Origin of the sequence: Micromonospora sp. II, assembly GCF_001709195.1 — a bacterium.
Classification (GTDB): domain Bacteria; phylum Actinomycetota; class Actinomycetes; order Mycobacteriales; family Micromonosporaceae; genus Micromonospora; species Micromonospora chalcea.
Genome location: NZ_LYXF01000089.1, coordinates 260790 through 278591, shown reverse-complemented (window position 1 = coordinate 278591; position 17802 = coordinate 260790). Strand labels below are relative to the sequence as shown.

Genomic DNA, 17802 nt, shown 5'->3' with positions numbered 1-17802 from the left:
GTTGTGGGTTCTCGTTCTCGGCGGGGTAGTCCTGTGGTGGCGCCGCCGCAGCGCCACCCGCGCCCGGACGACACACCTGCTCGTACCGGACCTGACCGCCCGCAAGGGAGTTCGCCGTACCCGGGGCTGGCACGCCACCACCGGTGTCTGGCTCGCGGTCGGCCTGCTGTTCCTCTCCGCCACCGGCTTGACCTGGTCCCGGTACGCCGGCGCGAACTTCAGCACCGGCCTGGACACCCTGCGCGCCGGCACTCCGGAACTCTCCACCACCGTCGACGGCGTGGCCCCGCCCGCGGGCGGCGGTGAGCATCAGCACGGTGGCGCGGCGACCGGCACGGCGGACAATCCGGCGTCCTACGACAACGTGCTGGCCTCCGCGCGCAGCGCCGGACTCTCGGGACCGGTGGAGATCAGCCCTGCCGCGGAGCCCGGCCTGGCCTGGACCGTCGCCCAGGTCGACAACGCCTGGCCGGTCGCGAAGGATCGAATCGCCGTCGAGCCCACCACCGGCGCGGTCACCGCCCGCAGCGACTTCGCCGACTGGCCGCTGCTCGCGCAGCTCAGCAGCCTCGGCATCCAAGCCCACATGGGAATCCTGTTCGGGCCGATCAACCAGATCCTGCTCGCGGCGCTCGCTCTCGGTCTGCTCTGCGTCATCGTCTGGGGCTACCGCATGTGGTGGCAGCGCCGCCCCACCCGCGCCGGCCGTCGCGCCCCGCTCGGCTCACCGCCCGCCCGAGGTGGCCTCCGCGGGCTCCCGTGGTGGGCGCTGCTGCTCGGCGTACCGGTCACCCTGGCACTCGGCTGGGCACTGCCGTGGTTCGGCGTCACCCTGCTCGGCTTCCTCGTCGTCGATCTCGTCCTCGGCCTGCTCGCGCGTCGGCGCCGCCGGCCCCTACCCGTCTCACCCGCGCCGGCCGGCAGCTGACCCCGGCGGCTATCCGGCCGTCACCGCCTCGGAGAGGCCGGACAGCCGCCGTGAACCCTCAGTCGCGGATCCGCACGGCGCCTCGCCCCTCCCGATCAGCATGTCGTCGGGAGGAGCCGGACGGATCACGGCGAGGCGGGATCAGGACACCAGGTAGGCAGTCAGTCGGTCGGCGAGCGGGCCCGGGCGGCTGAGCGCCACCGCGTGGCCGCCGTCGATCTCGTCCGGCACCACCCCGAGCCGGTCGGCGGCCACCCGGCGCTGGAAGTCGGCGGGGAAGAACCGGTCGTCGCGGCCGATGAGCACCCTCGTCGGCACGGCCGGCCAGGCGGCGAGCGGCCACGGCTCGTCCCACTCCGCGCTGACCTGCTCCCGGCCGTGCGCGGGCGCCTCGGCGACGATCCCGGCCGGCACGCCGTTGTAGAACTGCTGTTCCTCGCTGAGCCCGTCCGGCTCGCGGTAGCCGGTGTTGCCCCACCAGTCCCCCGGCTTCTCGCCGGGCCGCGGAATCATCGGGGTGAGCAGGACCAGGAGGCGCACCGGCAGCCGGTCGGCGACCAGCGGTGCGGTGAACGCGCCGTACGAGTGCCCGACCACTACGAGGTCGTCCCGGTTGCCGACGGCCTCGATCACCGCCTGGTGGAAATCGGTGAACCCCGCCGACCGGTCTCCGATCGGCAGCTCCGGCACCACCGCATCGTGACCCCGGGCGGCCAGCTCGGGAACCAGCAGGTGCCAGTCCCACGCGCTGCCCCCGCCGCCGTGGATGAGCACGAACGTCGTCATTCCCGGACCCTCCCACACCGGTACGACAAGCCGTGATTGTCAGTGCGGATACGCCCGGGGCACGCGGGCGGCCCGCAGCTCGTCGCGGAACGCCTCGATGCGGGTGATGACCTGGCGCCGCCCGATCGTGTTCTCGATCCGGTCGAGGTAGAGACAGCGGGCGGCGAGCCGGGGCAGGTCGACCGAGAAGTAGATCGCCATCAGGGGGTTGACGAACAGGTCGCCGTCGCCGGTGCGCCGACTGAACCGTACGTCTCCGAACGCGCCGCCGGTGGCGGCGGCGATCTGCCCCTGGACGATGCTCGGCCGGTGCGGGGTGGCGGCCTGGCCCTGCGCGACCGCCTCTCGGTAGAGCACCGCCTCACGGCTGGAGCCGGGAATGGACAGCGCGCCGAGGTAGCCGCCCTCCCGGTCGAGGGCGGCCAGGTTCTCCAGCACCTCGACGTGGTTGACGCCGTCGTGCGCGTCGATGCCGAAACCGAGGCTGCTCACCAACCGGATCGGCACGTCCAGCCCGGCCACGGCGGCCAGGCTGGTGATGTCCTCCACCGGGGTGCCCAGGCCGCTCTCGTCGCCGCGCAACAGGATGTCGGTGCCGCCGTCGACGAGCACGATCGCGTCGACGTCGAGCCGGTCGACCAGGTGCCGGTACGCCTCGCGCAGCGTCTGCACGCCCAGCGGCGGGAAGGCGTACACGGTCGACGGCAGGTCCCGGCCCGCCAGCCAGCGGGCCAGGTGCCCCTCCGGGAAGTACCAGTCGGGGCTGAGGGTGTCCGGCCGGATCGCCGCGACGTGCTCGTCCACCCACACCTGCCGGTCGAGCAGTTCCAGCTCCGAGAAGGAGAGGCTGGCCAGGTGCACCCGCTTGCCGGCCTGCCACAGGGCCAGGGCCAGCGGCAGGCCGGCGTAGATGTCGAAGCCGCCACCGGCGCCGGCGATCAGGACGTCGCGCGCCGGAGCCAGTGCGGCGAACAACGGCGGAACGGCCAACGTGTACGCGGCGGTGTCGGTCACCAGATGATGATCTCCGCTCGCGTGCGGGCTCGCTGCCCCGTGGCCGGCCGGTCGAGGGCCGGGACCCGCTCGTTCAGGCCGGGCGGCCGAACGTGACCGCCTCCCGGACCAGCTCCGGCGCGTTCTCCACCAGTTGCACGTCCGGCCGCGCGCCGAGCGCGTCGTTCACTGTGGAGAAGGCGAGCCGGAACGCGATCAGCGTGGTGGCCTCGAAGATCTCCCGGTCGTTCAGGCCGGCGTCGCGCAGGCGTTGCGTGTCGGCCTCGGTGGTGGCGTTCGGGTCCGTCACGACCCGGCGGGACCAGTCGGCCAGCGCCGTCTCCCGCTCGGACAGGGCCGCCTCGTCGCCGCGCAGCACCGCGGCGGCGGTCTCCTCGTCGCTCATCCCGGCCAGCCGCACGCCCCAGGCCAGCGAGCAGTACGAGTCGCCCCGCGCGGCGGCGGTGGCGGCGACCAGCACCGCCACCTCACGCGCGGACAGCGTGGACGCGGACAGCAGTTCGGCGCGCGTGTTCTGGAACGACATCAGCACGTCGGGTCGCCAGCACCAGACGCGGGTGAGGTTGTTGACGTAGCCGTCGGAGGAGAGGTCCTCCTCGTACGCGGCTTTCGCCGCCGGGCTCTGCGGCGGTTCGGGGAGGAAGGCGGCGCTCATGCGGGCAGTCTGCGCCACCCGGGCGCCCCCCACTGGCTGATCAACGACAGTACGATCCGCTGATGATCCGGGCGGTCTTCTTCGACGTGGGCGGGACGATCCTCGACGAGACGCGCGAGTTCGCGACGTGGGCGGACTGGCTGGGCGTACCCCGGCACACGTTCTCCGCGGTCTTCGGCGCGGTGATCGCCCGAGGGCTGGACTACCAGGAGGTGTTCCGGGCGTTCCGGCCGGACTTCGACCTCACCGCCGAACTCGCCCGCCGGGTCGCGGCCGGTGACCCGGAGTCGTTCGGCGAGGAGGATCTGTACCCGGACGCGCGGGCGTGCCTGACCGCCCTGAAGGACCAGGGTCTGCGCGTCGGCCTGGCCGGCAACCAGCCGGAGCACGCCGAGGCGACGCTGCGGACGCTGGACCTGCCGGTGGACGTGATCGGCACGTCGGCGGCCTGGGGCGTGTCGAAGCCCGCGCCGGAGTTCTTCGACCGGGTGGTCCGCGAGAGCGGCGGCGACGCGGCGGCGATCCTGTACGTCGGTGACCGGCCGGACAACGACGCCGCGCCCGCGATGGCCGCCGGCATGTCGGCGTGCCTGATCCGGCGCGGGCCGTGGGGGCACATCCTCGACATGCCGGACGTGGCCGACCGGTGCCTGTTCCGCATCGACTCGCTGCACGAGCTGCCGGACCTGGTGGCGCGGCACAATGCGGCGGGCGGCTAGGCCGGGGCGTCACCGGTCACGGAGACCCGCGTCCGATGGTGGCGCGGCGACTCGATCTCGTCGACCACCGCCACCGCCAGATCGGCGTACGACAGGGGCGCCGACGCCGGGGCGCGCTCGCCGCCGAGGCGGTACCGGCCGGTGCGGGTACCGGCCACGTCCAGCGCGGCGGGTGGGGTGAGCACCAGCCAGTCGACTGTGGTGTCCGCCGCGCGGAGCCGGTCCAGGCCGGCGGCGTGGCTGAGCGCGAACGGCCGCAGCTCGGCGGGCAGCACGGCCGGGTCGTCGTAGAGGGGCCGGCCGTGCGCGTCGATCAGGGTGGCGAACAGGCCGATCGCCACGAGCCGGGGCACGTCCGCGCGGGCCAGGCCGTGCAGCAGCGCGTCGGCTGCCCGGACGAAGAACTCCGGATCGAGGCCGGCGGCGGCGAGCGCGTCCGGCCCGGACGCCGGGCTGACCGCGTGGACGAAGGCGTCGTGCCCGTACCCGATGGAGGCGACCGTCTCCGGGTCGGTGACGTCGCCGCGTACCGCGGAGGTGAGGTCGGGATGGCGGGCGGGGTCGCGGACGACGGCGGTGACGCGGTGGCCGCGGCGGTGGGCCTCGGCGGTGACGGCGCGGCCGGCCCGGCCGCCCGCGCCGAAGACGGCGATGCTGGTCATGGCGCGACGGTAGGACGCGGGGTGCCGGTTACCGCAACGGTACCGGGTTACGCTCGGGCGGTGACGCCGCTCGATCCGGACATGTTCCACCCCGCCTGTCCGTCGCGGATGATGCCGTTGCAGATCGGCGACAAGTGGACCGCGATGGTGGTGCTGTGCCTGGAGCACGGGCCGCGCCGGTTCACCGAGTTGCGGGCGCCGCTGCGCACGATCACGCCGAAGGTGCTGGCCGAGACGTTGCGGGCGATGGAACGCGACGGGCTGGTCACGCGGACCGCCTACGACGAGAACCCGCCGCGCGTGGAGTACGCGCTGACGCCGCTGGGGCGAAGCCTGCTGACGCTGGTCGCGGCCGCCCGGTCGTGGAGCGAGGCGCACCTGGACGAGTTGCTGGCGGCCCGCCGGTCGCACGATTCGCGGACGTCGTGACGGCGCCGGCCGGCACCGGGCGTGGCGGACTGCGGAGGTTCGTTGCGAACGTGATGACGAACGTGCTCGCGAACCTCATCGCGGCGGCGATCATCTACGTGCTCGCCGCGGCTGCCGGGCTGCTCCCCCGCGACCCGGCGCTGATCCTCGCGGCGTTGTTCCTCGTCGGCCTCGCCGCTGCCATGATCCTGATCTTCCTGATCAGTACGAACGCCTTCGCCGACAAGGAGGACATCCTCGGCGGGTGGATGGCGATCTCCCTCGGTGCGCCGATCCTGACCGCGGCCGTGGCGTACGCGTTCCGTGAGGGCGATCCGGCGGCGGGGGTCGCGGGCGGGCTGATGGGCGCGGGGCTCACCGGCGCAGGCGTGGCTTTGCTGGTGGCCGGACGGCGGCTGCGGCGGGCGGCCGATCCGTCGCTCGACGGCGAGCAGCAGGCGGCTGAGCCGCACGCCCGGCCTTAACGTCGTACCCGTGGCATAGCCTTCCGGCCATGGGAACCGCCGAGCTGGACGAGCTGATCGTGCCCGACGCGGAGGCGCTGCGCGCGTGGTTGTCCGCCCACCACGACACGTCGCCCGGCGTCTGGCTCGCCCTGACCCGCAAGGGCGGCACGCTCACCACACTGACCTGGCAGCAGGCGGTCGACGAGGCGTTGTGCTTCGGCTGGATCGACGGGCAGGCCCGCAAGCGTGACCACGAGAGCTCCTGGATCCGGTTCACCCCGCGCCGGGCCCGCAGCTCCTGGTCGCAGCGCAACGTCGCGCACGTGGCCCGGCTGGAGGAGCAGGGGCGGATGACACCCGCCGGCCGCGCGGCGGTGGAGGCCGCGAAGGCGGACGGCCGGTGGGCGGCGGCGTACGCTCCTCCGTCGGAGGCCGAGCTGCCGGCCGACCTGCTCGCCGCCGTCGCCGCCGAGCCCGCCGCCCAAGCCATGCTCGACGTCCTCACCAGCGCCAACAGGTTCGCGCTCATCCACCGGCTGAACGCGGTCAAGCGCGCGGAGACCCGGGAACGCAAGATCGGTGAGTTCGTCGCCATGCTGGCCCGCCACGAGACGTTCCACCCGCAAAAGGCGAAGCCGCCGGCCACGCCGTGACCCACGTCCCGGCTCACGAGTGGTCCCGGACGAACGCGCGCAGGAGCGCGGCGCACTCGGCCGCGTGGGTCTCCAGCAGCAGGTGGCCGCCGTCGAAGAGGTGCGCGTCCATCCGGGTCCAGCGCGCGATGCTGCGCGAGCACCTGTCCACGTCGAAGTAGGCGTCGTGCCGGCCCCACAGCACGAGCGCCGGGGGTTGGTGGGCGCTGTGGTACTCGGCGACCGGCGGGTCTGACCGGGCGTACGCTCGATCGACGCCGTCGTGGATGCGGGCCCGGATCCCCGGCGCGCGCGTCGCGGGTCAGCCAGCCGCGAGGGACATCGCGTTCCGGTCGGCCCGGGCATGATGAGGCGCATGCGGGTAGCGATGGCGACCGACGCGGGACATCCGGGCCGTACCAATGAGGATTTCGCCGGCGCCGTCCCCTGCGGCCTGGTCCTGGTCGACGGCGCCGGCGGCATCACCGGCGCGCAGGAGGTCTGCCACCACGGCATCGCCTGGTACGCGACCCGCCTCGGCGGTGCGCTGCTCGGCGCGCTGGGGCAGGAGCGGAGCCTGCGCGACGTGCTGGCCGAGGGCATCGAGCGGGTCACCGACCAGCACCGCGACACCTGCGACGTCGCCCACCCGATCAGCCCGTTCGCCGCGGTGGCGATGCTGCGGTTCTCCGGCGGGACCGTCGAGCACCTGGTCCTCGGTGACGCGGTCGCGCTGGTCGGCCGGGCGGCCGGTGATCCCGTCGTCGCCCACGATCCGCGTGAGGTGGTGATCGCCCGAGCCTTCGAGGAGCGGCTGAAGGACGTGCCGGAGGGCGGCGACGAGTACCGGCGGCTGCTGATGGAGCTGCGGTCCCGCCGCAACAGCCCCGGCGGCTTCTGGGTCGCCAAGGACGATCCGGCGGTGGTGGCCGAGGCGGTCACCGGCGCGTGCCCGGCCCACGACGTGACCGGCGCGGCGCTGCTCAGCAACGGCGCGAGCCGTCTCGTGGACACGTTCGGCCTGACCGACTGGCCGGGGCTGCTGCGCCTGCTGGAGACCGCCGGCCCGGCCGAGGTCATCGCCCGGGTCCGGGCGGCGGAGGCACGCGGGGGCGTCGCCACCGACGACGCGACGATCATCTGCCGCGCCTGACCGGCACGACAATCCGGCTGTGCTCGTGTTGACTGCGGCGATGGACCGTCAACGGCTCAGCAGCATCGCGCACTCGCACCACCCGATCGCGGCGCCGCTCTCCGGCGTCAACGTCAACCGGCTGCTGCGCCGGGCCGGTCGCCGACCGGCGGCCCGGATTCTCGACCTGGGCTGCGGCGAGGCCGCCTGGGCGTTACAGGCCCTCGCGCACCACCCGGACGGGCACGCCGACGGCGTGGACCTCAACCCGTACGCGCTGGAACGCGCCACGGAGGCCGCCGCCGTGCGCGGCCTCGCCGACCGGCTCACGCTGCACGAGCGCGACGCCCGGTCGTACGTGCCGGACGGCGACTACGACCTGGTGCTCTGCGTCGGGTCGACGCACGCGTTCGGCGGGTTCGGCGAGACGCTGGAACTGGCCGGCCGGCACGTGAACGCCGACGGCGTCCTGATGGTGGGCGAGGGATTCTGGCAGGTGCCGCCGACGCCGCAGGCGCTGGCGGCGCTGGGCGCGAAACCCGACGACCACACCGACCTCGCCGGTCTGGTCGCGGCCGCCGAGCAGGCCGGCTGGACCCCGGTGTACGCGCACGTCAGCGACGCCGCCGAGTGGGACGACTACGAGTGGTCGTGGACCGGTTCGCTGACCGAGTGGGCGCTGGACAACCCGGGTCATCCGGATGCCGCCGGCGCGCTGGCCGCCGCCCGGGAGCACCGCGACCAGTGGCTGCGCGGATACCGCGGCGTGCTGGGGTTCGTGACGCTGGTGCTGCGCCGGATCTGACCGGCCGCCGCTGCGGGTCCGGCCCGGGACAGGCGGGCGGGGCACTATCGTTCGGGCGTGCAGATCCGTTTCGCCGTACCGGCCGACCCCGCCTATCCGGCCCGCGTGGCCGCCGCGCTGGCCGCCGCCCGGCTGCGCCGCTTCGGCTACATCGGCGCGGTCCTCGCCGCGATCGGGGTGATCGGCTGGATCGCCTCGCAGGCGTCGGAGCGGGGTGGCCGCTTCGCGTCGCTGTGGACCGCGTTGATCGTGGCCGGCGTGCTGTCGATGCTGTACGCGCCGTGGGTGCGGTGGCGGGCCCGACGCCGGTCCGGCGGCTACGCGGTCGAGGGCGGCTACGACATCGACGACCGCAACATCATGATGCGCAGCGGTTCGGAGTCCGGCGGCATCGCCTGGGACGGCGTCGAGCGGGTCACCGAGACCCCGGATTTCTGGATCGTGTACGTGGGACGGATGCCGGCCACGGTGATCCCCCGGTGGCTGATGTCCGCCGAGGACGCCGGGACGCTGCGCGCCTTCATGGCCGGACGCGGACTGCTCGGCGACCGTTGACGAGGTTCTGATCGGCTGTACGTGTTGCGTCGCCGGCCTGTCCGGCGGTCGCGTCAACCTGCCGCACCGGCGGACCCGCAGCGGTCAGCTCGCCGAGCATCGTGTGCCCGGGGCGGGCACGGTCAGGTCGACGAGGTACCGGTCCACCACCGCAGTCGTGCAGTCGGTGCGCTGGTAGGTGCCGTGGCCCCAGCCCTCGTAGGTGACCAGGCGTCCGTGCCGGCCGAGTTGCCGGGCGACGTTCACGGCCCAGGCGTAGCCGGTCCGGGGATCGTGCCGGGCGTTGAGCAGCAGCAGCGGCGTGCGGGTGTGCACGTTCAGCTCGTGCGGCGGGTTGCGGACCGGGGACGGCCAGCCCAGGCACGTCTGCACGGCCAGCAGGCCGGCGCCGTACCGGACGTCCGGGGCGACGGCCCGGGCGTCCCGGACCACGCCGGCGTACGCGGCGTAGTCGCGTACCTGCGCCGGCCAGTCCGCGCAGAACGCCGCGACGGAGACCGGGAGATTCACCTCCGGTGGCGGCGTACCGGCGGCCATGTCCCGCACGATCACCGCGAGTTGCGGCCAACGCGGACCGGCGAGCAGGCCGAGCGCCACAGCGGTGACGTCGAAGGCGGTACGGGGGGCGTACTCGCCCCGGTCCGCGCGGGCCAGCGCCTGCGCCCAGACCGCCCGCACGTCGCGTGCGTGGAGCACGCACTCCGGCGACCTGTCGCACCAGGACACGAACTCGTCGAACGAGTCCTGCAACGCGGCGGCCTGCGTTCGCACGAAGGAGCGCACGTCGAGGCTGTGGTCGAACACGCCCTCCAGCACGACGGCCCGCACGCGGCCGGGATACCGCTCGGCGTACTGCTGGCCCAGCAGCGTGCCGTACGAGCTGCCGTGGAAGGACAGCCGCCGCTCCCCCAGCGCCCGCCGCAACGCGTCGAGGTCACGGACGGTGCTGAGCGTGTCGGCGTGGTCGAACACCGGGCTGGTCGGACGGCACCTGCGCCACAGCGCCTGGTTGTAGGCCACCGCGGCGTCGAAGTCGGCCTGACCGGTCAGCGGGACGGCCGGCTTGCGCAGCGCCGGATCCGGGGCGCAGACGGGCGCGGCGGTGCGGGCGACCGTACGCGGGTCGAAACTGACCAGGTCGAACCGGTCCAGCAACTCGTGGCTGAACCGGTCGCCCTTGCGGATCCGTTCCACTCCCGAGTCGCCGGGGCCTCCCGGCCCGAACACCAGTGTGCCCACCCGCTGCTCCGGCAGGCGCGCGGACCGGCGTGCCACGGCGAGGTCGACCGTCGGACCGTGCGGCCGGGCCCAGTCCACCGGCACCCGCAGCCGGGCGCACCGCACGCGTTCATCCGGCGGGACGTCCGGCAAGTCGTCGGCGCACTCGCTCCACACGAGCCGCTGCGGCGGAAGCCCGGCGCGCGCCGCGCCGGGCAGTCCCGCCAGGACGGTGAGCGCGGCCAGAGCGACGGCCACGGTACGTCGGAACACGGCACCTCCCGGTGTCTTGGATGCCTGTCGATTCTTCAGCGGCGTCCCACCCGAGTCCCATACGGAAACGCCCCGATATGCCCGTCGGGTCTTTCCCCCATTCCGTCCCTGACGGGCCGAAGGACGGGCAGGCGAGCCGCACCGTGGCGGTCTAGCATCGGGCGATGACGTCGTCCCTGGACAGTCTGCCGAAGATCAGCGCGCCGGCCACCCGGGCGCTGACCGCGGCCGGCTACACCACGCTGCGCCGGCTCGCCGGTGTACCGCGCGCGGAGCTGGCCCGCCTGCACGGCATGGGACCGAAGGCGCTGGGCGTCATCGAGGCGGCCCTCGCCGAACACGACCTGCGGCTGAGCTGACGAGGCGATCGCGATGCCGCTCGGCAGACTCCACCACCTGATCGTCGACTGCCCGGACCCGATGGCCGAGGCACGCTTCTGGAGCGCGGTCCTCGGCGACCCGGTCACGTACGCGGACGACGACTTCGCCGTGGTGTCGGCCGGTACGGCGGCGTCCGGGCTGGCGTTCCAGCGCGTCGCCGACCTGGTTGCGCCGACGTGGCCGGATCCGGCGGTGCCGCAGCAGATGCACCTCGACGTGATGGTCGACGACCAGGACACGGCCGGTACGGCGGTGCTCGCGCTGGGCGCGCGGCGGCTGGCGGGCGACCACGTGTACGCCGACCCGGCCGGTCACCCGTTCTGCCTGATCCGGCGCCCGACCTGGGCGCCGCCGGTCGGCGGGCTCGCGTGACCGACGACCGACGCGTACGCCGGGTCCGCCCCTACCACTGGGGTGCCGTCTACCTCAGCGACGCCCTCTGCGAGACCGACTTCGACATCGACTTCCACGCCGGGGACGCGCCGGTGTTCGCCACGACGCACCACGTCGCGGTCGTGGTCGCCTCCGCCGCCGTGGCGGACGAGGGAGAGGCAGATGTCACCCTCGACATCCGGGTGACGTCGCAGCGCGTCACGGGGCACCCGTACGAGGTGACACTGGACGTCCCCTCCGGGCGGCTCTACGTCGGCGACGCCGACGACAACGACGAGATCGAGTTGGCGCCGGGCCGCTGGCTGCTGCAGTTCGCCGTGGACGACGCGACGGAGGCCCGGCACGTCGAGCTGGTGGTGTCACCGCTCTGACCGGTCACGGCCTCTCCTGGTAGGAGATGAACTCCAGCAGGCTTCCGTCCGGGTCGCGGAAGTAGACACTGGTCCCGGTGCCACCGGCGCCGGCCCGCCGGACCGGTCCGGTCTCCACCTCGACGTCGTGCCGCCGCAGGTGCGCCACCGCCTCCTCGATCGGCCCGGCCCAGACGAAACAGATGTCGCTGTTGCCCGGACGGACGGGAATCCGGGCCACGTTGCCGCCGAGGTCGAGACCCGGCCCGTGCACGCTCAACCGGTGGGGGCCGATCCGGAAGGCGACGCGGTCGCCGCCGACGCCGATCACCTCGGCGCCGACGACGTCGCGATAGAAGTCGGTGGCGGCCCGCCAGTCGGACACGGCGATGACGACGTGGTCCAGTCCGGTCACGGGCGCCATGCGATCACCCTATTGGCCGGACGGCGTCCCCTCCCCCGGATCCGCCGAGACCGCCGCCGGTTGGCCCGCCTTCAGGTGCCGGGCGAAGAACCGGTTCGCGGCGTCCCCCTCGAACCACGGCACGCCGGTGTGCCCGCCCATGTTGGCGTGCAGCGTCTTCTCCGACGAGCCGAAGGCGTCGAACAGGTCCAGCGCCATCCGCCGGTCGTTGCCCTCGTCGTCCCACTGCAACAGGACGTGCAGCGGAATGGTGACCCGCCGGGCCTCCTCGATGATGGCGCGCGGCACGAAGCTTCCGGCGAACAGGAGCGCGGCCACGATGCGCGGTTCGACCACCGCCAGCCGTACGCCGATCGAGATCACCCCGCCGGCGTACCCGACCGGGCCGCCGACCTCGGGCAGTGCGAGGAGTGCGTCCAGCGCGGCCCGGCACTCCGGTACCGCCTCCTCCACCAGCGGCAGGACGAGCCGGTCGACCACCTCGTCGGCGACCCGCTCGCCGGCTGCCAGTGCCCGGCGCAGGTCGGCGCGGGCCTGCTCGGCGGCGGCGGACGCGGGCCGGTCGCCACCGCCGGGCAGTTCGATGGTGGCGGCGGCGAAGCCCTGTTCGACGCAGCCCTGCGCCCGGGCCGCCAGGCGGGGATACATCCGGCGCAGTCCGCCGGGGTGGCCGAGCAGGATCAGCGGGGCCGGCGCCGGCGTGGAGGCGGGCGTCCACAGGATGCCCGGGATCTCGCCGAGGGTGAACTCGCGTTCGCGGACGCCGTCGGCGAGGCGCTGTTCGGAGGTGAAGCGCATGGTCGTGCCTTTCGGGAGTGCGACGGCGCTCCCGGACGACCTATCGCCCGGCCGTGACCCCCGAGGGGAGCACCCATGTCGATACTGCGGTCACGGGTACCACCTCCCTCGTTCTCCGGCACGGCCACCGGCAAGGTAACAGCGCTCGCCGGGCGGGCCAACCGGTTTATCGCGGTGTGATCCCGGACCGTCAGCCGCGCTCGAAGCCGGCGAAGACGACCGCCAGCGTCCGGGCTTGCAGGTGCTCGTCCCATCCGCCGTGCAGCGCGCCCTGGCACATGCCGGTGAGCAGCGCCATCACCTCGGGTAGCCGTACCGAGTCGGCGACGGTTCCGTCGGCCCGGGCCTGTTCCAGCAGCCTGCCCACCGCCTCCTCCAGGTGACCTACCGCTTCCGGAAGCCGGATGTCCACGCCGGATCCGGCGAGCAGTTCGACTGCCGTCTTCTTCGCGGCGGCCTGGGCCACCGTGTGTCTGAAGAAACCGAAGAGGTCGTGTCGTCCCGCCTCCTCGGCGAGCTGTGCGAGCAGTCGCTTCATGAGCGCGGCGAGCAGGTCCTCCTTGGTGGGGAAATGACGGAAGACCGTGCCGATGGCAACGCCGGCCCGGCGGGCCACCTCCTCGGTGGAGGCGCGGGCGCCGAACTCGGCGAAGACCGCCTCGGCGGCGTCCAGGATGCGTGCCCGGTTGCGTTGCGCGTCGGCGCGCAGGGGCGGACCCTCTACCAAAGTGAGTCTCCACTCATTATTCTGTGATACAAGTCGAGTCACGACTCATTATCGCGGAGGCCGGCATGACACCGCAGCAGATCTTCGAGAGCATGCGCGCCAGGTGGCTGGCGAACCTGCCCACGTTCGAGGCGGATTCGCTGGCCGACGACGTGGTGATCGAGACGCCCTTCGCCGTGCCCGGCCACCCGACGCGCACCGAGGGGAAGCAACCCGTTCTCGAGTACACGCGAGCGGGCCGGGCGTCCTTCCCGGTGCGGTTCGACGACTGCCGCGGTGTGGTCGTACACGAGACCGCCGACCCTGAGGTGATCGTGGTCGAGTACGAGCTCGTCGGCACGCACACGGTGACCGGGGTGACCGCGTCCGCGCCGTTCATCGGGGTGTTGCGGACCCGGGACGGCAAGCTGGCCCACTGGCGCGAATATCAGCACACACTCGCCATCGCCGGGGCCGCCGGCCCGGCATGAGCCGGCATCAGCGCCGCGGCTCAGGTGGTCGGTGTCGGCGACGGGGCGAACGGCCACGGCTGCGGCCCGAACAGCGCCGTGCACGCGGACAGGAGCCCGCGCTGCGCCTCGGCCATACGGGCGTCGACCGGGCCGGTGTCCTCGTTCGGGTCGTTGCGGACGAACATGTCCCCGGATTCCTTCGCCGCCACCGCCAGCCGTTCGCCGGCGTCCCGGACGCCCGGGTCGGCCGCCTTGCGGGCACGCATGGCGATCGGCGAGTTCGAGGTGAAGCGGACGTCCTGCTGCTCGACCACCCGGGCCACCATGTTGCACGCACCGGCCGCGACCTTGTCCGCGGGCGCGGTCGAGCCGGCCTGAGGAGCGGCCGAGGCCGACGCGGACGACGACGGGGTGGCGGACGTCGACGGCGTGGGTTCCGAGGGCGCACACGCGGAGACGACGAACAGCAGGGAGAGCGCGGCGAGTTCACGTTTCACCGCACGAGGCTAGCGATCATGGTAGGCATGGCCTCCGTCCGGGTGCCCCGCCCACCGTCGTCGCGTCGACATCGGACCGGTCAGCGGCCCGCCGCGCGGAGCATCGCCTCCGTCTCGGGGTCGGGCATGACCTCCCGGACCTCCTGGGCGCAGCGGCACGAGACGGCGATCTTGGCGGCCCACTTCAGCGCCTCGTCGCGTGAGGCCACGTCGAGGACCACGAACCCGCCGATGACCTCCTTGGTCTCCGGGAACGGCCCGTCGGTGACCACCCCGTCCGTGCCCACGATGCTCGCCTGCTGGCGTTCGAGCCCGGTGCCGTACACGAACACGCCCGCGTTCACGGCCTCCTGGATGACCGCGTGCGCGTCCTTGCCCACCTGGGGGATCTCCTCGGCGGGGATGTGGTCCATCGCGCCGTCGTTGAATGAGATCAGGTACCGCGGCATGCCATGACTCCCTTGTCCGGGCGGCCGGTCCGGCCGCCTCTCACCCGTCCTACGAACGAGCCGACCCGGATCCGACGTTATACGCCGCTCGACGTTATGCGCCGCTCGGATTCAGTGCGCTTCGAGAACGAAGAAGATGAAGCAGAGGAAGGCCGTACGGCCGTCGAGTTCCGGGGGCAGCAGCTCGCGCGGCGTGTCGGGCGAGAACGGCGGTTCGCTGATCACCGAGAGCCGGAAACCCGCGTCGGTGAACGCCGCCGTCATCGCGTGCAGCGGCCGGTGCCAGTAGGTGAGCGTGGCGCGCTGCCCGTCGAAGTCGTACTCCTCTGACCAGCTCGCGACGGCGAAGTAGTCGGCGTCCGGGAACGCCACCTCGTACCCGATCGGATGGTTCACCGACACCAGGAGCCGGCCGCCGGGACGCAGCACACGGCGCAGCTCGGCCAACGGCGCGGTCCAGTCCTCCAAGTAGTGCAGCACCAGCGACACGATCACGTCGTCGAACGCGCCGTCGGCGAGCGGCAGCGGCGCGCCCAGGTCGGCCACCAGCAGCGTCGCGTCCCCGCCGAGCCGCTCGCGGGCCAGCTCGACCATCGCCGGGCTGCCGTCGAAGCCGGTCACGACGGCCCCGCGCGCGGCGAGCGCCTCGGACAGCGGGGCGGTGCCACAGCCCGCGTCGAGGATCCGGCGGCCCCGCACGTCCCCGGCGAGTTCCAGCATCGCGGGCCGCTCGTAGTAGGCGTTGAACAGGCTGGACTCGTTCTCCGCGGCGTACCGCTCGGCGAAGCCGTCGTAGTGGTCCGGCTTCACCGGGCCGCCTCAGCGGGTGGAATGGGCACGGCGGTGCCGGTCACCGCGATCCCGGCGCCGGGATCGGCGGGGATGCCAACGGTGAGCAGGCTCGGGCGGCCCATGTCCTCGCCCTGCCGCACGCTGACTGTGGCGGGGGGCCGCACCAGGCCCAGCTCACGCAGGTAACCGCCGAACGCGGCGGCCGCCGCGCCGGTCGCCGCGTCCTCGACCACGCCGCCGGGCGGGAACGGATTGCGCGCGTGGAACACCAGCGGGGACTCGCGATGCACCAGGTCGATCGTCGTCCAGTCCCGCTCGGTCATGAGCGCGCTCAGCGCCGCCATGTCGTAGTCCAGGTCCGCCAGGCGCCGCCGGGTCGCGGCGGCCACGATCGGATGCCAGGCCCCGGCGTACGCGACACGCGGCGGCAGCGTCGCGTCGAGATCGTCCGGCGACCAGCGCAACGCAGCGAGCAGCGCTGCCAGGTCGTCCGCGCCCAGCGGTACGGTGCGCGGCGCGACGCTGGTGAGCGTGGCGGTGGTGGTGCCGTCGGCCTGCGCGCTCGTGGCGACCTCGACCAGTCCGGCGCGGGTGTCCAGGTGCAGCGCGCCGGGGCCGTGCCGCTCGGCGAACGCGACCGCGGACGCGATCGTCGCGTGCCCGCAGAACGGCACTTCCGCCTTCGGGCTGAAGTAGCGCACCGTGAACCGCCCGCCCTCGCCGGGCAGGAGGAACGCCGTCTCGGAGTAGCCGACCTGCGCCGCCACCTGCTGCATCTCCGCGTCATCCACCCCGGTGGCGTCGAGCACGACACCGGCCGGGTTGCCGCCGGCCGGGTCGGCGGTGAACGTCGCGTATCGGAGAACGTCCATGATCATGAGCCTAGCGCCGGTGGCCCGGCTCGTGGACCCCCGTGACGAGCCACGCGGAACTACTCTCCGGGCATGCCCAGCTTCGAGATCACCCCCATCGGTACGGTCCGCAACGACCGGACGGACATCCAGCACAGCGACAACTGGGGCGCCGTCCGCAGCACGATCGTCGTCGACGAGCGCTTCGGCGGGGCGTGCCTGCAGGGCCTGGAGGAGTTCTCGCACGTGGAGGTCGTGTTCGTCTTCGACCGGTTCCCGGACGGCGGCGACCACCGCGAGCCCCGTCCCTACCGGGGCCGGGCCGACCTGCCGCCGATGGGGGTGTTCGCCGGCCGTGGTCCCCGTCGGCCGAACCGGATCGGCGTGACGTGCTGCCGCATCGAGTCGGTCCACGGCCGGGAACTGACGGTGGTGGGCCTCGACGCGGTGTCCGGCACGCCGGTCATCGACCTGAAGCCGGTGCTGGTGGAGTTCGTCCCCACGGACGTCCGGCAGCCGGAGTGGGTCAGCAGCATGATGTCCGACTACTTCCGGCCGTAGCGTCGGCGCGGCGCCTCACCGCAGCAGCCTCTCCGTGAGGTCCATCAACCGCTCGGCGTCATGAGGGTCGAGGGTCGGGAAACCGGGCGGAAGTTGCTTCCCCCGGTCGACGGCGGTCACCGGCGCGGTCGGCTGCGCGTCCAGGAACCGGTGAATCGGCGCCACCGCGTCCGCGACGGACCGGGCGGCGACCGCCGCCGCCACCGCGAGCAGCCCCCGTACCACGAGCGGGAGCGCGCTACGGTCACCGCTCCTGGTGAACCCGGGATGGTAGAGCACGTATCGGGCGCGGCTACCGGACCGCTGGGCGAAGCCCACGCCGAGCAGGTCGTTGGCCCGCCCGGCCTGCAACTGGGCGGCGACGGCCGAGTAGCCCTCCCTCATCTGGGGATCGGCCCAGCGCACCTCGCCTCTCGTGACCCCGACACCGGCGACGTTCACGATCACCGGCCGGGTCGCCCGGTCCAGGGCCGGACGCAGACCGAAACTGAGCAGGTAGCGGCTGACGTAGTAGAGCGCGAACGTACGCTCCAGTCCCTCCACCGTCTCGATGCGACGCGGCGTCACCGCGTTGGCGAACAGCGTCAACGCGTCCACGACCTGGTGCTCGCCGAGGATGTGCTCGATGACCTGCCGCGTCTCGGCCGTGCTGGACAGGTCGACGGGAAGGAAGGCGATCAGGCCTCCGGCCATCGCCTCGCCACGTGCACGGTTGCGGCCGAGCACCAGGACGCGGTCGCCATGTTCGGCCCGCCCCAGGGCGAACGCACGCCCCATTCCGTTCGTGCCGCCACTGACCACCACGACGCCCACGTCGCCCCCTTATCGTGTGCTCATCGACCTGCCCCATCCTGGGCAGCAGGCCGGCGGAGG

At 73.2% G+C, this 17802-nt stretch carries 27 protein-coding genes; 13 read left to right on the top strand and 14 right to left on the bottom strand.

Annotated elements, in window-relative coordinates; all coding sequences use genetic code 11:
* Nucleotides 1-928 (top strand): PepSY domain-containing protein (locus tag A8711_RS31255; protein WP_141707700.1); only part of this gene is annotated, 928 nt, incomplete at its 5' end.
* 141 nt (nucleotides 929-1069) lie between these two features.
* Here the strand turns inward: A8711_RS31255 and A8711_RS31250 are convergent.
* The 3 genes from A8711_RS31250 to A8711_RS31240 form a co-directional block, all read right to left on the bottom strand.
* Nucleotides 1070-1714 (bottom strand): alpha/beta fold hydrolase, encoded by a 645-nt coding sequence (locus A8711_RS31250; protein WP_069090187.1) that lies wholly within the window; start codon nucleotides 1712-1714, stop codon nucleotides 1070-1072.
* A gap of 39 nt (nucleotides 1715-1753) precedes the next feature.
* Nucleotides 1754-2728, bottom strand: a complete 975-nt coding sequence (locus A8711_RS31245) for a DUF1152 domain-containing protein (RefSeq protein WP_069090186.1) — start codon at nucleotides 2726-2728, stop codon at nucleotides 1754-1756.
* Nucleotides 2729-2801: 73 nt separating this feature from the next.
* A complete protein-coding gene (locus A8711_RS31240) occupies nucleotides 2802-3383 on the bottom strand; it encodes a carboxymuconolactone decarboxylase family protein (RefSeq protein ID WP_233607801.1) in 582 nt (193 codons plus the stop codon).
* 62 nt (nucleotides 3384-3445) lie between these two features.
* Here A8711_RS31240 and A8711_RS31235 point away from each other — a divergent pair, with 62 nt between their 5' ends.
* Nucleotides 3446-4102, top strand: coding sequence for an HAD family hydrolase (locus tag A8711_RS31235; protein ID WP_064446208.1), 657 nt, complete (start codon nucleotides 3446-3448; stop codon nucleotides 4100-4102).
* Here A8711_RS31235 and A8711_RS31230 read toward each other — a convergent pair.
* The gene (locus tag A8711_RS31230) at nucleotides 4099-4764 is read right to left on the bottom strand and encodes an NAD(P)-dependent oxidoreductase (RefSeq protein ID WP_069090185.1); all 666 of its coding nucleotides are present in this window, start codon (nucleotides 4762-4764) and stop codon (nucleotides 4099-4101) included. The genes A8711_RS31235 and A8711_RS31230 overlap by 4 nt on opposite strands.
* 60 nt (nucleotides 4765-4824) lie before the next feature.
* Here A8711_RS31230 and A8711_RS31225 point away from each other — a divergent pair, with 60 nt between their 5' ends.
* From A8711_RS31225 to A8711_RS31215, 3 genes are read left to right on the top strand one after another with little or no spacing between them, the layout of a single operon-like run.
* The gene (locus A8711_RS31225; protein WP_223201100.1) at nucleotides 4825-5193 is read left to right on the top strand and encodes a helix-turn-helix domain-containing protein; all 369 of its coding nucleotides are present in this window, start codon (nucleotides 4825-4827) and stop codon (nucleotides 5191-5193) included.
* Between the two features lie 53 nt (nucleotides 5194-5246).
* Nucleotides 5247-5657 carry a diguanylate cyclase gene (locus A8711_RS31220; RefSeq protein WP_069090184.1) on the top strand — a complete coding sequence of 137 codons (411 nt, stop codon included), beginning with the start codon at nucleotides 5247-5249 and terminating at the stop codon, nucleotides 5655-5657.
* Between the two features lie 29 nt (nucleotides 5658-5686).
* On the top strand, nucleotides 5687-6292 hold the full coding sequence (locus A8711_RS31215; protein WP_043324674.1) for a YdeI family protein: 606 nt from the start codon (nucleotides 5687-5689) through the stop codon (nucleotides 6290-6292).
* Between the two features lie 13 nt (nucleotides 6293-6305).
* Here A8711_RS31215 and A8711_RS31865 read toward each other — a convergent pair whose 3' ends face one another.
* Nucleotides 6306-6476 (bottom strand): hypothetical protein, encoded by a 171-nt coding sequence (locus A8711_RS31865; RefSeq protein ID WP_233514745.1) that lies wholly within the window; start codon nucleotides 6474-6476, stop codon nucleotides 6306-6308.
* Between the two features lie 171 nt (nucleotides 6477-6647).
* Between A8711_RS31865 and A8711_RS31210 the strand changes: the two genes are divergently transcribed.
* From A8711_RS31210 to A8711_RS31200, 3 genes are read left to right on the top strand one after another with little or no spacing between them, the layout of a single operon-like run.
* On the top strand, nucleotides 6648-7424 hold the full coding sequence (locus A8711_RS31210; RefSeq protein WP_233607802.1) for a hypothetical protein: 777 nt from the start codon (nucleotides 6648-6650) through the stop codon (nucleotides 7422-7424).
* A gap of 19 nt (nucleotides 7425-7443) precedes the next feature.
* The gene (locus A8711_RS31205) at nucleotides 7444-8208 is read left to right on the top strand and encodes a cyclopropane-fatty-acyl-phospholipid synthase family protein (protein WP_231915456.1); all 765 of its coding nucleotides are present in this window, start codon (nucleotides 7444-7446) and stop codon (nucleotides 8206-8208) included.
* Nucleotides 8209-8265: 57 nt separating this feature from the next.
* Nucleotides 8266-8763, top strand: a complete 498-nt coding sequence (locus A8711_RS31200; protein WP_069090182.1) for a YcxB family protein — start codon at nucleotides 8266-8268, stop codon at nucleotides 8761-8763.
* Between the two features lie 84 nt (nucleotides 8764-8847).
* On the opposite strand, the gene A8711_RS31195 is transcribed toward A8711_RS31200, so the two are convergent.
* Nucleotides 8848-10254 (bottom strand): alpha/beta hydrolase, encoded by a 1407-nt coding sequence (locus tag A8711_RS31195; RefSeq protein ID WP_069090181.1) that lies wholly within the window; start codon nucleotides 10252-10254, stop codon nucleotides 8848-8850.
* 164 nt (nucleotides 10255-10418) lie between these two features.
* Between A8711_RS31195 and A8711_RS31190 the strand changes: the two genes are divergently transcribed.
* The 3 genes from A8711_RS31190 to A8711_RS31180 are packed head-to-tail and all read left to right on the top strand — an operon-like array spanning nucleotide 10419 to nucleotide 11399.
* Entirely contained in the window at nucleotides 10419-10613 is a 195-nt protein-coding gene (locus A8711_RS31190) for a DNA-binding protein (RefSeq protein WP_069090180.1), read from the top strand.
* Nucleotides 10614-10626: 13 nt separating this feature from the next.
* Nucleotides 10627-11007, top strand: a complete 381-nt coding sequence (locus A8711_RS31185; protein ID WP_069090179.1) for a VOC family protein — start codon at nucleotides 10627-10629, stop codon at nucleotides 11005-11007.
* Nucleotides 11004-11399 carry a hypothetical protein gene (locus A8711_RS31180; protein ID WP_043324682.1) on the top strand — a complete coding sequence of 132 codons (396 nt, stop codon included), beginning with the start codon at nucleotides 11004-11006 and terminating at the stop codon, nucleotides 11397-11399. The genes A8711_RS31185 and A8711_RS31180 overlap by 4 nt, the downstream gene beginning before the upstream one ends.
* Before the next feature lie 4 nt (nucleotides 11400-11403).
* Here the strand turns inward: A8711_RS31180 and A8711_RS31175 are convergent, their stop codons facing one another.
* The 3 genes from A8711_RS31175 to A8711_RS31165 all read right to left on the bottom strand — a co-directional run bounded on the left by A8711_RS31175 (nucleotide 11404) and on the right by A8711_RS31165 (nucleotide 13327).
* Nucleotides 11404-11802 (bottom strand): VOC family protein, encoded by a 399-nt coding sequence (locus A8711_RS31175; protein WP_069090178.1) that lies wholly within the window; start codon nucleotides 11800-11802, stop codon nucleotides 11404-11406.
* A 9-nt stretch (nucleotides 11803-11811) separates the two neighbouring features.
* Nucleotides 11812-12600, bottom strand: coding sequence for a hypothetical protein (locus A8711_RS31170; RefSeq protein ID WP_069090177.1), 789 nt, complete (start codon nucleotides 12598-12600; stop codon nucleotides 11812-11814).
* Nucleotides 12601-12790: 190 nt separating this feature from the next.
* On the bottom strand, nucleotides 12791-13327 hold the full coding sequence (locus tag A8711_RS31165) for a TetR/AcrR family transcriptional regulator (protein ID WP_069090176.1): 537 nt from the start codon (nucleotides 13325-13327) through the stop codon (nucleotides 12791-12793).
* A gap of 65 nt (nucleotides 13328-13392) precedes the next feature.
* On the opposite strand from A8711_RS31165, the gene A8711_RS31160 reads away from it, so the two are divergent.
* Nucleotides 13393-13797: a nuclear transport factor 2 family protein gene (locus A8711_RS31160; protein WP_069090175.1), complete on the top strand. Its 405-nt coding sequence runs from the start codon at nucleotides 13393-13395 to the stop codon at nucleotides 13795-13797.
* Nucleotides 13798-13817: 20 nt separating this feature from the next.
* Here A8711_RS31160 and A8711_RS32580 read toward each other — a convergent pair whose 3' ends face one another.
* From A8711_RS32580 to A8711_RS31140, 4 genes are all read right to left on the bottom strand, one after another.
* The gene (locus A8711_RS32580) at nucleotides 13818-14276 is read right to left on the bottom strand and encodes a hypothetical protein (RefSeq protein WP_043324686.1); all 459 of its coding nucleotides are present in this window, start codon (nucleotides 14274-14276) and stop codon (nucleotides 13818-13820) included.
* Between the two features lie 80 nt (nucleotides 14277-14356).
* Nucleotides 14357-14725: a YciI family protein gene (locus A8711_RS31150; protein WP_069090174.1), complete on the bottom strand. Its 369-nt coding sequence runs from the start codon at nucleotides 14723-14725 to the stop codon at nucleotides 14357-14359.
* Nucleotides 14726-14836: 111 nt separating this feature from the next.
* A complete protein-coding gene (locus A8711_RS31145; protein WP_069090173.1) occupies nucleotides 14837-15535 on the bottom strand; it encodes a class I SAM-dependent methyltransferase in 699 nt (232 codons plus the stop codon).
* Nucleotides 15532-16389: a PhzF family phenazine biosynthesis protein gene (locus tag A8711_RS31140; RefSeq protein ID WP_069090208.1), complete on the bottom strand. Its 858-nt coding sequence runs from the start codon at nucleotides 16387-16389 to the stop codon at nucleotides 15532-15534. The genes A8711_RS31145 and A8711_RS31140 overlap by 4 nt, the downstream gene beginning before the upstream one ends.
* Nucleotides 16390-16461: 72 nt before the next feature.
* On the opposite strand from A8711_RS31140, the gene A8711_RS31135 reads away from it, so the two are divergent.
* Entirely contained in the window at nucleotides 16462-16929 is a 468-nt protein-coding gene (locus A8711_RS31135; RefSeq protein ID WP_069090172.1) for an SAM-dependent methyltransferase, read from the top strand.
* 15 nt (nucleotides 16930-16944) lie between these two features.
* Here A8711_RS31135 and A8711_RS31130 read toward each other — a convergent pair whose 3' ends face one another.
* Nucleotides 16945-17742 (bottom strand): SDR family NAD(P)-dependent oxidoreductase, encoded by a 798-nt coding sequence (locus A8711_RS31130; RefSeq protein WP_233607803.1) that lies wholly within the window; start codon nucleotides 17740-17742, stop codon nucleotides 16945-16947.
* Nucleotides 17743-17802: the final 60 nt, after the last annotated feature.

Coding starts and splice junctions, on each gene's coding strand:
- A8711_RS31170 (WP_069090177.1), bottom strand. CDS start 12,600: ATGCGCTTCACCTCCGAACAGCGCCTCGCCGACGGCGTCCGCGAACGC.
- A8711_RS31190 (WP_069090180.1), top strand. CDS start 10,419: ATGACGTCGTCCCTGGACAGTCTGCCGAAGATCAGCGCGCCGGCCACC.
- A8711_RS31135 (WP_069090172.1), top strand. CDS start 16,462: ATGCCCAGCTTCGAGATCACCCCCATCGGTACGGTCCGCAACGACCGG.
- A8711_RS31220 (WP_069090184.1), top strand. CDS start 5,247: ATGACGAACGTGCTCGCGAACCTCATCGCGGCGGCGATCATCTACGTG.
- A8711_RS31210 (WP_233607802.1), top strand. CDS start 6,648: ATGCGGGTAGCGATGGCGACCGACGCGGGACATCCGGGCCGTACCAAT.
- A8711_RS31215 (WP_043324674.1), top strand. CDS start 5,687: ATGGGAACCGCCGAGCTGGACGAGCTGATCGTGCCCGACGCGGAGGCG.
- A8711_RS31250 (WP_069090187.1), bottom strand. CDS start 1,714: ATGACGACGTTCGTGCTCATCCACGGCGGCGGGGGCAGCGCGTGGGAC.
- A8711_RS31160 (WP_069090175.1), top strand. CDS start 13,393: ATGACACCGCAGCAGATCTTCGAGAGCATGCGCGCCAGGTGGCTGGCG.
- A8711_RS31185 (WP_069090179.1), top strand. CDS start 10,627: ATGCCGCTCGGCAGACTCCACCACCTGATCGTCGACTGCCCGGACCCG.
- A8711_RS31150 (WP_069090174.1), bottom strand. CDS start 14,725: ATGCCGCGGTACCTGATCTCATTCAACGACGGCGCGATGGACCACATC.
- A8711_RS31240 (WP_233607801.1), bottom strand. CDS start 3,383: ATGAGCGCCGCCTTCCTCCCCGAACCGCCGCAGAGCCCGGCGGCGAAA.
- A8711_RS31140 (WP_069090208.1), bottom strand. CDS start 16,389: ATGGACGTTCTCCGATACGCGACGTTCACCGCCGACCCGGCCGGCGGC.
- A8711_RS31175 (WP_069090178.1), bottom strand. CDS start 11,802: ATGGCGCCCGTGACCGGACTGGACCACGTCGTCATCGCCGTGTCCGAC.
- A8711_RS31230 (WP_069090185.1), bottom strand. CDS start 4,764: ATGACCAGCATCGCCGTCTTCGGCGCGGGCGGCCGGGCCGGCCGCGCC.
- A8711_RS31235 (WP_064446208.1), top strand. CDS start 3,446: ATGATCCGGGCGGTCTTCTTCGACGTGGGCGGGACGATCCTCGACGAG.